Source organism: Propioniciclava sp., assembly GCF_036744435.1.
Taxonomy (GTDB): Bacteria; Actinomycetota; Actinomycetes; order Propionibacteriales; family Propionibacteriaceae; genus Propioniciclava.
In genome coordinates, this window is record NZ_DAIOIA010000104.1 from 1 (window position 1) to 11109 (window position 11109).

The window sequence follows — 11109 nt, forward strand, 5'->3', positions numbered from 1 at the left end:
CCTCGGCGCGCAACTGGACGCGGCGGCGCCCCCCGGCGTGGGGGGTCTGGTGGCGGGCGGCGGCCATGAGGGTTTCCACCAGGTGCAGCGACCCGGCCCCGGAGGTGGCGGGTTCGGCGCCGATGCGTCGCCCCTGCGTGGACAGGGCGCGGCTACGGCGTCCGGCGCTGCCCGCGCCCACCCCGCGGACGGCGAACAGGCGCGGCCGATAGGGCGCTGCCGCGGCGGCGATCTTGTCGGTGCCCTCACCGGAGGGCTGGTCGTTGCCGAGTTCGGGGGGCAGCGGCGGGGGCACGTCGAGCGGCGCCTCGGCCTGATCCTGTGGGCCGGGCGGCGGCGCGTCCGGCTGGGAGGTGTCGGTGTCGGGCTGTGGCGGGTCGGTGTCGGGCTGGTCGGCGCTGTCGGAGTCCTCCGGCGGACGATCCTCGGGTGCCGGGTCGTCGGTGGGCGGCTCGGGTGGGGTGTCGTCGGGATCCGGCTCTTCATCCCCCAGGAGACGGTCGAGGAGGTCCTCGTCGAGCCCCGGGGCGTCGAACGGGTTGCGGCGGCGGCGATGCGGCAACGCCAGCAGGGCGGCCTGGCGGATGTCGGCGCGGGTGACGGTGTCGCGTCCGGCCCAGGCGGCGTGCGCGACCGCCGCGCGGGCGGTGACGATGTCGGCGCGCAGGCCGTCCACCTCGAACCCGGCACACACGCGGGCGATCGCGGCCAGCGCATTGTCGCTGAGCTTCACCCCCGCCAGGCGGGCGCGAGCCTGACCGATGCGGGCCCGCAACGCGGCCTCGTCGGCGGCGAAGGATGCGGCGAACGTGAGCGGGTCGGCGTCGAAGGCGAGCCGCCGGCGGACGACCTCGACACGGCGTCCAGGTTCGCGGGGGGCGACGACCTCGACGGTGAGACCGAACCGGTCCAGCAATTGGGGCCGCAGTTCGCCCTCCTCAGGGTTCATGGTGCCGATCAGGACGAAGCGGGCGGCGTGCTCGACGGAGATGCCGTCGCGTTCGATGGTCGCCCGGCCCATGGCAGCGGCGTCCAGGAGCAGATCGACGAGGTGGTCGTGGAGCAGGTTGACCTCGTCGACGTAGAGGATGCCGCGATGGGCGCGCGCAAGCAGGCCCGGCTCGAACGTCACCTCACCCTTGGACAGGGCGCTTTCGAGTTGGAGGGAGCCCAGGACGCGGTCCTCGGTGGCGCCGACCGGGAGTTCGACGAGCCGCACCGGACGCGACGTGCGCGTGGCGGCGTCCCGGTCGGGCAGGTCGAGAGAGACCGCGGAAGGATCGTCCGTGTCGATGGAGAACCGGTCGCCTTCGTAGACGTCGACGGGCGGCAGGACGGCGGCCAGCGCACGCACGGCGGTGGATTTGGCGGTGCCCTTCTCGCCACGGATCAGCACCCCGCCGATCTCCGGGGAGATCGTGGACAAGATGAGGGCCAGCCCCATCGGGTCGAGGTGGTCGGCTTCGCAGCCGACGATGGCCGAAAAGGGGTACTGCTGTGGCATGTGAGGCTCCCGCTCTGTTCGCCAACGTGGTCGTCGTGGCGCGGGGCCGGTCTTCGGACTGGCCGAGTCCCTTTCGGGCTCGGTTCACCGCAGCGGGCCTGTGCCGGACTCTCACCGGCTTCCCAGATTCTCCCCGTCGTTGCCGCGCCGCCGGTTCCGTCGGCCGTCCACTCGGGGGCACCTCGTGCCGTCGTCCACGATAGCGTGGTGAGGTGCCCACCGAACGTCGCGCCCCCTCCTCGATCACTGTCGTTGGTATCGGCGCCGATGGTGTGTCAGGCCTGAGTGATCACGCGCGGGCGCTGGTCGCCGAGGCGGACGTCCTGATCGGCTCACCGCGTCAGCTCGGGCTCGTCCCGGACGCCTCCGCCGCCTCGCGGCTCCCGTGGCCGTCCCCGCTCCGTGCCGGTCTGCCCGCGCTGCTGGCCTCGTTGCCGCAGGGGCGAGTCGTCGCGCTCGCGTCCGGGGATCCGCTCGCGTCCGGGATCGCCACCACGCTGATCGGCCTGCTGGGCCCTGACGCCGTCCGTGTCGTTCCCGCGGTGTCCTCGGTGGCGCTGGCCCGCGCCGAACTGGGCTGGTCCGCCGAGGAGTGCGCCGTCGTGAGCCTGGTCGGGCGTCCCGTCGCGCTCTTGGCCCGCGAGTTGGCGCCCGGACGCCGGATCCTTGCGCTGTCCTCCGATGAGACCACCCCGGCGGCGATCGCCGGGCTGTTGTTCGGTGCCGGTTATGGCGCCAGCGTCCTGCACGTCCTCGGCGATCTGGGCTCGGAGCGGGCGTCCCGGATCGATGCCACCGCCGAGACCTGGGACGCCCACCCGCCCCGCCTCAACGTGGTCGGCATCGAACTGGTAGGCCCGCACCGCTACGGCTGGACGGCCGGGCTCCCCGACGACGCGTACGCCAACGACGGCCAACTCACCAAACGCGACCTGCGCGCCTCCGCGCTCGCCCGGCTGGCCCCCACCCCGGGCGCGCTGCTGTGGGACGTCGGCGCGGGAGCAGGTTCGCTCAGCATCGAATGGTCGCGGGCACACCCCACCTGCCGCGCCCTGGCGATCGAGGCCAACGACACGCGCGCCGCCCGCATCGAACAGAACGCCGCGTCCCTCGGCGTCCCGACCGTGCAGGTCGTCCATGGGGCCGCCCCCGACGCCTTGGCCGAGTTGCCCGCCCCCGACGCGATCTTCATCGGCGGCGGAGCGACCGTCCCGGGCGTCCTGGACCGCTGCCTGGACGCACTGCGTCCGGGGGGGCGCCTGGTCGTCCACGGCGTCACCCTCGAAACCGAGGTGCTGTTGGCGTCCCGCTACGCCGAACTCGGCGGCGAACTCACCCGGATCAGCGTCGAGACCGCGGCCCCCATCGGCACGTTCACCGGTTGGAAGCCCGCCCGCCGCGTGACGCAGTGGGCATGGTCTACCGAGCGGCGGGACGGTTCGCTACTGCATCGAGCGAGATCGACCACCTCGCCTAGTTCTAGCTAGGGGGCCCTGAAGTGTCAGTCGCCCGATTTATCCTTTCGCCATGCCACTGAGCGCGAATCCCTCTGAAACCCCCTCCACCGAATGGTTTGGCCTCACATCCAGTGAATTTCGTCGACTATTACGCACCTCAGCAGTTATGGTGGGAGTCGTTTGGGCCTTAGCCTTCTCTTTGGCTGTGGAATTTGCGTGGCTGCTGACTGCCAGTCAGCCTCAAAACCTTTTCGCTACACTCGAGAACACTCTCGGCCCATCGTTCCCACAAGACGCCTTGGCCGCCTCCCAGGGAGCATTAGGGGTTTGTGTCGCACTCTTCATCGCCGTGGGAATCGCTCGCTCACGACCGGTCAGTCCGCATGCCGAGGCACAGTCCCGCGCAATCTCCCTTCTCTCCATGATTTGCTGCCTCATCACGGCCCTGCCTAGCGCAACCTTCGCCGTCATCTTGTTATGGATTCCGAGTGAATTATTGCGCGCGTCCTCCCTTCTATTCATCGCCACCCTCTCAGCCTCCATGATGGGGCTCACTCCATTGAACGAATCGGCGCTCTGGACTGCCCGCCGACTCTCGGCCGACCGCGCCCATATGGCGAGGAAGCTTTCCAGAAACCTTTGCAATGAGACCGCAATCCCGTTCGACATGACCATTCGACAGGCCTCCCGCAGAGTCATAGCAGCACGCGTGATAGTCGTTCCTCTCTTGCTTCTTCTTATCGCGAAGACCGCGATTATCTACGCAGCCCCGTCTTCCCTGCCGATCCGATGGCTCCTTTGTACGGCTCTTGCTGTCGCCCTACCCGCATCCTGGTTTATTCAGCTTAAACTCAGCCTTAAGGCTGCGCTGTCAGCACACCACTCCTGGCGATTCATTCAGGGGCTCTTCGTGCTAGCACTCATACTGCCGGGCGGCTCGATTGCGCTGGCACTATTCTACGAGGGAGAGATCACCCTTTTCGCATTCATCGTTCTCCTTGTTGCATTAGTTGGTGTCAGCTCCAGCGGGCTCTTCGCCTGCAATCTAGCCGGTGGCAAACTAATCCTGCATGTCATGGCGCAGCACACCATCTCCGTGGAGGAACAAACCACCAAGACCCAAGACGAACAACTTTATGCGCGCACACAGTTCCAGCAAGAATTTCCGCGAGGCCCCTCCACCTCTCCACGGGCGCAGACAAGGCGGCTACGCATCGGACGCCCCCGGGCGTTCCGTCGGACCCAGAAAGCAAGGCCCAAGAATCCAGCGATGAAATCAGTTCATGGGACCACGTGAACCGCGGCCACAAGAAATGTGTGGTTCGCCCTCAATGACCTAGGGGACCTCGCCACGTCAGGCGCACCCACGTTGGCGAATCGGCACCACCCGTTGTTGAATTCGACAGTCTTGGTGTCACCTGTTCCAGCGGCCTTCAGGCAGCGGCTCTTCTCAGTGAGATCGTCCCAGCAATGCGGCCCCTCGGCCGGGAGAGCAACGCCCTCGTGAAGGTGCTCGAGCCAGATCGCCGGGATCGACGGGGCCGTTCGGCAGTACTTCAGGGGTGGCCTGGAGAAGGTAGGCCACATCGCTACAGCTGGGACCCCATGCTTCACTTCACCTAATGCTCCTCCAGGATTCCTCGAGCTGCTCCGGTACCGGGACTGAGCTTCGTCAGCGGCGTCACCGCGACGCGGGGATGCTCCTGGCGTGAAGCCGCCGCGCAAAGAACAGCAGGGACACCGAGGCCAGCCCGACGGTCACGCCGATGGCCGTTTCGATGATGCGCACCTGCAGAAGCGGGATGACCGGTTGCGGGGAACCCAGTTGCACCATCAGCAAGGCGAGCGGGGTGATGAACAAGAGGGCGAGCGAGTAGTGGCGCAAGACGAACAGTTCGGCCAGGAACTGCAGCAGCACCACCCACACGACGAGTTGCCACGGCTGCGACGGAAACGACAACAGGAACGCGGTGACCACGACGCCCGCGCAGGTGCCGACGACCCGGTGGATGCCGCGCTCGACTCGGGCCCACGTCCCGGTAACCGACAGCGGCACGATCGCGGCGATTTGCGCCCAGTAGGGGTGGCTGATGCGCGCCAGTGCGGCGAGTGCCCCCGCAGCGAACGCCACCGCCGCAAACAGCCCCGCGTCCGCCCAGCGCGCCGACCAGGGAACTGGCGCTGGCGGTGCAGGATCCTGACCGTGGTGCGCTTCCCCTAGCCACTGGCCAAGAATGCCAAGGACGACGCACAGGGCTGCGACCGACCCGGCGAGCAGGGCCGCGACGGGGATTGACGCCGCGGGTGGCGCGGACGCCACGGCGGCCACCGAGAACACGGCGAACAGTGATCCTGCCGGGCGAATACCGCGCACCCGGACCACCACCGCCACCACGCCGGCCACGACTGAGGTCACGACCAGCGAGATCCACAACTCCGCGACCGCGGGAATGTGCTCCCCGATGCTGGCGATGGTGGCACCCACGGTGACGCACAGCGTCAAGATGACACCCATGAGGGCCTGCCGTCGGGCTCGGAGCCGCGTCGGCTCGCCGCGGGAAAAGATGCCGGTGAACGCCCCGAACCCAACGTAGAGCGCCCAGTCGATGCGTCCGATCAGCAGCAGGCAGATCAGCGGAACAGCGAGCCCGGCGGTGATCCGGAATGCGGGGAGATGATCGGCACGGGAGGGGCCAAGCCGAAGGAACCGCTTCAGGGACGGGTAAGGATCGACCGTCCCGGACACAGCACTCCTCTCTCTGGGCCGCCTCGCGGCCCGAGGTGTTCACGGCACTTCCGCCACACCGGCCCCGAGGATAATCGCACGCCCACCCCGTTCTGCTCAGCGGCGCCGCAGCAGGACCACGCCGTGCTCGACGGTGGCCTTCTAGGTGCCATGGGGCCGGGTGACCTCATCGCTGAACACCAGGCCTCTTCGTAGACCAACCCGGGTCCAACCGACCCCGTATGCGCCTAAGCTCGCCACAAGTACTACCAAGCTCGCCACAACCATGCACGTCAATCCCGCCACGAAGGGCAGCCACACCCACGCTAGTATGGGCCCGTCCGGAAGCTGGTATTCGTCGCGCACCACTCCGAACCACAAGAGGGCGAACGCCCCTGCCGTCGCCCAGCCTGCGCCACAAGCGAGCCGCCACCGCCACGGTTTCATTATTGGCAGCCATTTCGCACGTAGTCCATATACGACGCCCTTGTCGAAGACGGATCAACACTCCAAGGGGACTTCCACAGCGCAAAGCTCACGTGGCACCGATACTGCCACCACATCCCAGTCGTATCCGCCGCGGAACGCGTAGACCTTCGCCCCACGAGAGTACTTAGAGCATACCTGCCTCCTGGGGAAGAATACGAACACTGATGTCAACTTATGCGCGTGACCCGCCCACAGCCAATAAGGAGTTCTGCAAGGATAGGTGAACGCTGAGTGTCAACCCCCGAAGGCTGGAGTGGAAGGATGTCCACCGTGACGAAGCTACGCTCCAGGGAGTTCCTCGACCGTGTTGTTTGGGTCGCAGAGATCTGTGAGCTCGATAGAGGGCTTGGCCATATTGCGAGTGATTTGGGGGTCCGCCTCGCGACGCTGTACTCCTGGACGAATAAGGCTCGATATTGCGGACCGCGGACAATCCGGCTCCACCGAAGGGCAGTCGCCTGAACTGCGGAGAGCGGAGCGCCGGACAAGGAGCTCAAGCAAGCGGTCGAGGTCCTGCGCCGCGACCGATTACCTCTCGCGAGCGCATCCGCCGGGGATAATGATGGACCTGGCTCGGACAACGGCTGGTGAAGCGCGTTCGGAAGAAGCCGGGCTCTGGCGGCACGAGACCGGGTCACCGAGCCGCGACGACCGTTTGCGTCCTCACCAACGCAAGGGCCACATCCGCCACAAGTTCCAAGTCGATGGACCGAACGAACCCAGGATCGGGGACACCACCGAACACTGGACCAGTTAAGGCGGGCATATGTGTGCGCATTCAAGGATGCCCACTCAATCGGGATCGTGGACTACTCCATCGACTCAGGAATGAAGCCCCGCTTGGTCGCGACAGCGCTCAACAACGCCGGAGCCAATCGAGGCGATGTCGCCCGAAGCGTCCACACGGACAGAGAGAGTTGCAGCTCCGAAGCTGTGAGTTCGACCATGCTCTCAACCGTCGCCATACGGTCGGCTCAATGGGTCGGGTCGGTACCGCCAGGGCACAACGACGCCAAGGAAGCGTTCCTCACGCTGGCCCACAGGAACGTCCTCGACCGACGTACCTCGCCACCCGAGACGAACTCCAGATCGCGATCGTCACTTTGGATTGAGAAGTCCTGCTACTGCTGCGGGCGCCAAGTCGCGTTCGGATGATTGACCCCATCCAGTAGGAGACCACCATGACCGCGTCAGCCAGTCAGGCTGGGTGACTTGCCCCTGTCACCCACCTGTGCAGCATTCCCATCTTCCCCAGACCTACCCTGTGGTCGACCGGCGGACCTCAAGTGCTTGACATGGCCTTACATCTCCCCCGAAGGGATCGATTATTTGGCTCCCGCATTCGCAGACTCCGGGAACCCTGGCGAGAGCAGCGTGGCGCGGCGAAACTCCGCCGATTCCCCTGAGGACGACTGCCAGCCGGATGCGCTGCTGCCGCCACGCCGCCCGAGATGCTCACCCCACTGGCCCCAGGGACAGCCAGGCACCCGCCGCTAACGAGACGCCCGCTCCATGAGGCCAATGCCGGTCGCCAGGACCACGATCGAGCCCGGTGGCCTCCCGGGTGCGGATCTCTGGGGTTACGACCTCCCAGTGGGGGGGCGAGCGCGGGCAGACTATCGAAAACGGTTCCCACCAAGCCAGGGGCCGTCATATCCCCCGCCGGTAGATGCGCAGGCCAATCCACCCACAGAGCGGACGGGCGTGCTCATGAGGCCCTCGCGAACACAATCAGCGCCTCGCACTCGGCGGTGCGGTTACTACGCCAGCGTGTCGGCGAACGCCCCGCAGGGAGGCCTGCGTCCGCCTAACGTGCCAGCCGGGGCAAGGGCGGGGAAAAGCCGGTGGAGCCATAACTAGGCCCGCCCCACATCAAGAAGTGACCGCAACGCGCCCGCCCATACAAGACGTCTAAACCACCCTTGCAACGATGCGATACCAAACTAAGAGTGCCCCGACGTCGCTCACCTTGGCGACGCGCCTGAGTCAGGCCCTGGATCTACACGGGGCTCGATCCTGACATCGACCGGAGGCCCAGCGCAGCCGCTAAAGCCTCCGGTCGGTCAGGCGTCGCAGGGTACCGAACTAGCCTCAACATGGAGGACTGGTGGCCCCTTTTCGCTGGGCTAGCCACATCAACACCGCAAGCACCGAACCCAACACAGGGACGAAGATTGCCACCACAACTGTCGCTACCGCCTGCGAGGTAGGAAGGTGTCGGGCCAACAAACAACTCACAATGATTCCGAACACCCACAACAATAGAATTGCCACTTCAGGAAGGGTGAATGACATCCGACACCCCTCAAAACGACCATCGCTGAAGAATCACACCATAGCCATCAACCTTCAGCCCCTGAGTTCCGGAAGACGAACCCCCAACGAGCCGATTCAGGACCCAATTGGTCTTGCAGGTAGCCTGCCCAAGTGAGGGATTGTATTGCGAATAGCTATTCCCATTGATCGAGCGAATGCTAGGGGCGGCGTTCCAGGAAGAGTTCCAGCAATTAAGGATGGCATCCACCTGATGCTCGGTCGAGGTGAATGAGATGGTGGTGCGAATGGATGCGTAGTTAATCCCGATTATAGACCACGCCTGTTCGACATATCTGGTTCGCTGCACCACGCCCCGAGTTGCCTGCGCACCCTCGAGGTTTTCGACTTTCAACTCTGGGTACTTGTTCATGAGCGCAACCGCGTGAGAAGGATCCCCAAAATTGGCATCCTCCAGGATCGCAAGAGTCCGCTGGCGCTGACTAGACGACAGTGCCGACAGCTCAGCTCGAGCCCCCGGCGACAGAGCCGCTGAAACGGTGGATAGCTTGCTGACGGTGGCCGGTTCAGCCGCAAAAGCAGCGCTTGGGGAATTGACGGCGGCAATCGCGACACCCAACGCGATTGCAGAAAGTATACGCTTCATTGCGATCCTCTCGACTTGATGATGCACGAAGACTACACCGGGGAGACTCCGCCCACAACCTCCAAATACGCTCGCCGTGCGGATAGCCGAACAGCTCAATTCCTGACGCAAACCAAGCGATCGCGCAGCGACGCGACACCTAAGGAGGGGTATCACGTCGGCCCCGACGAGATACCCATTGGTCAATCTTGACCACCATCTTGATCTGACCGCTCATCACCTGAGTACCGATCGTCGCCTGATTGCACGGAACCCAAGCGTCGAAGTCTAGATTCCCGCACTCTGGGGGTTCGCGATCCGAACGTCAGGAGCTCCCAGGCCCTCTGGGACGGGAGCAATCATTCAGCTCGAACCGGAGCTAACTGCCGGCCGGTCGCTTCGCCCCTGAGCGTTTCGCGCCCCGATCCCGGTGCGGGTCGTACAGGTGGGACTCGGCGCACTGGGGACGGTCGGCGTCCAGGGTGCGTCCCACCAGGATGACCGCGGCCTGCCGCAGGCCCGCCTCTTCGACGGCGTCCGCGATGGTGGCGACCGTGCCGCGCAGGATCAGTTCGTCGGGCTGGCTGACCCGGTAGGCGACCACGACCGGACAGTCCCCACCCAGGATCGGGGCGACCTCGTCCATCAGGACGCGGATGCGGGTGATCGCCAGGTGCAGCGCCAAGGTGGCCCCCGTCCGGGCGAACGCTTCGAGGGACTCCCCCGTCGGCATGGCCGTGGAGCGGGCCTGGGTGCGGGTGATGACCAGCGACTGGCCCAGCAGCGGCACCGTCAGTTCGCGTCCGACCGCCGCCGCGGCGGCGGCGTAGGCGGGGACGCCGGGCGTGACGTCCCACCCGACGCCCGCCGCGTCCAGGCGTCGGGTCTGCTCGTGTAGCGCCGAGTACACCGACAGGTCGCCCGAGGCCAACCGCACCACGACGCGTCCGGCCCGGGACGCCGCCACCACCGCGTCGGTGATCTGGTCCAGATCGAGGTCTTGGGTGTCGACCAGGTCGGCGTCTGGGCTGACGTGGGCCAGCACGTCCGGGTCGAGGTAGGTGCCCGGGAACAGCACCACGTCGGCGGACTCCAGCAGCCGGACGCCGCGCACGGTCAGCAGGTCGGCGGCCCCCGGTCCGGCACCGACGAAGTGGACGGTCGCGCTCATGCGGACTCCTCCGGGACGAAGCGGGGCGTCCACACGCCCGAGGGGCCCACGCGGGTGCCCGACGCGCCGATCAGGACGAGGCATTTCATGTCGATCGACGCCGGGTCCAACTCCCCGAGCGTCGTGACGGTCAGCGACTCCTCGGACCGACCGACGTCGCGTCCGACGACGACGACCGTCTCCGGCCTGCGGTGGGCCAGCAGCACCTCGCGGGCGCGTCCGATCTGTTCGGTGCGCGAGCGGGACGCCGGGTTGTAGAGGGCCAGCACCAGGTCGGCCTGCGCGATGTGGACGAGCCGGTTCTCGATGACCGACCACGGCTTGAGCCGGTCCGACAGCGAGACGACCGCGAAGTCGCCGCCGATGGGGGCGCCCGCGCGGGCGGCGACGGCCTGGACGGCGCTCAGCCCGGGGAGCACCCGGATGGGGACGCCCGCGAACGCCGGATCCTCGGCCACCTCGAACACGGCCGAGGCCATGCCGAAGATGCCCGCGTCCCCGCCGGAGACGACGGCGACCCGCTCCCCGGCCAGCGCGAGGTCGAGGGCTTCGCGGGCCCGGTCGCGCTCGACGGTGTTGCCGGACGCGTGCCGCGTCAGCCCCGCCCGTTGCGGCACCCGGTTGACGTAGGGGCCGTACCCGAACACGTGGTCGACATCGGCCAGGGCCGCAGTGACCTCGGGGGTGATCCAGCGGTCCGGACCCGGTCCCAGGCCCACGACGAGCAGTGCTGCGGGCGGCGGGGCGGCGATGGCGCCGGAGGTGAGTCCTCCGAGCGCCAAGGCCGAGTCCTCGATGGTCTGAACCGAAGTCCTCGGCGCGTTGACCGGCAGTCCTCGGCGCGCTGAGGCCGAGTCCTCGGCG

General features: G+C 66.7%; 7 protein-coding genes, 1 pseudogene and 1 riboswitch. Of the genes and pseudogenes, 2 read left to right on the forward strand and 6 right to left on the reverse strand.

Features of this window, described 5'->3' with window-relative positions:
• Window positions 1-520: 520 nt before the first annotated feature.
• Window positions 521-1504, reverse strand: a pseudogene (locus V7E09_RS12060) (ATP-binding protein); the annotation flags it as partial.
• 48 nt (window positions 1505-1552) lie between these two features.
• Window positions 1553-1628, reverse strand: a riboswitch (cobalamin riboswitch).
• A gap of 88 nt (window positions 1629-1716) precedes the next feature.
• On the opposite strand from V7E09_RS12060, the gene cbiE reads away from it, so the two are divergent.
• Both cbiE and V7E09_RS12070 read left to right on the forward strand, forming a co-directional pair.
• The gene (cbiE, locus tag V7E09_RS12065; protein WP_324512145.1) at window positions 1717-2991 is read left to right on the forward strand and encodes a precorrin-6y C5,15-methyltransferase (decarboxylating) subunit CbiE; all 1275 of its coding nucleotides are present in this window, start codon (window positions 1717-1719) and stop codon (window positions 2989-2991) included.
• A 40-nt stretch (window positions 2992-3031) separates the two neighbouring features.
• The gene (locus V7E09_RS12070) at window positions 3032-4258 is read left to right on the forward strand and encodes a hypothetical protein (protein ID WP_324512144.1); all 1227 of its coding nucleotides are present in this window, start codon (window positions 3032-3034) and stop codon (window positions 4256-4258) included.
• A 384-nt stretch (window positions 4259-4642) separates the two neighbouring features.
• On the opposite strand, the gene V7E09_RS12075 is transcribed toward V7E09_RS12070, so the two are convergent.
• The 5 genes from V7E09_RS12075 to cobJ all read right to left on the reverse strand — a co-directional run.
• Window positions 4643-5707: an FUSC family protein gene (locus V7E09_RS12075; RefSeq protein WP_324512143.1), complete on the reverse strand. Its 1065-nt coding sequence runs from the start codon at window positions 5705-5707 to the stop codon at window positions 4643-4645.
• Window positions 5708-6132: 425 nt separating this feature from the next.
• Window positions 6133-6291, reverse strand: coding sequence for a DUF2599 domain-containing protein (locus tag V7E09_RS15735; RefSeq protein WP_442956887.1), 159 nt, complete (start codon window positions 6289-6291; stop codon window positions 6133-6135).
• 2189 nt (window positions 6292-8480) lie between these two features.
• On the reverse strand, window positions 8481-9095 hold the full coding sequence (locus tag V7E09_RS12080) for a hypothetical protein (RefSeq protein WP_324512142.1): 615 nt from the start codon (window positions 9093-9095) through the stop codon (window positions 8481-8483).
• Window positions 9096-9453: 358 nt separating this feature from the next.
• The gene (locus tag V7E09_RS12085; protein WP_324512141.1) at window positions 9454-10245 is read right to left on the reverse strand and encodes a cobalt-precorrin-4/precorrin-4 C(11)-methyltransferase; all 792 of its coding nucleotides are present in this window, start codon (window positions 10243-10245) and stop codon (window positions 9454-9456) included.
• Window positions 10242-11109 (reverse strand): precorrin-3B C(17)-methyltransferase (gene cobJ, locus V7E09_RS12090; RefSeq protein ID WP_324523448.1); only part of this gene is annotated, 868 nt, incomplete at its 5' end. The genes cobJ and V7E09_RS12085, both read right to left, overlap by 4 nt.

Bases quoted from the DNA above. Each gene is read 5' to 3' on its own strand.
- V7E09_RS12070 (WP_324512144.1), top strand. From the start codon at position 3,032: ATGCCACTGAGCGCGAATCCCTCTGAAACCCCCTCCACCGAATGGTTT.
- V7E09_RS12080 (WP_324512142.1), bottom strand. From the start codon at position 9,095: ATGAAGCGTATACTTTCTGCAATCGCGTTGGGTGTCGCGATTGCCGCC.
- V7E09_RS12085 (WP_324512141.1), bottom strand. From the start codon at position 10,245: ATGAGCGCGACCGTCCACTTCGTCGGTGCCGGACCGGGGGCCGCCGAC.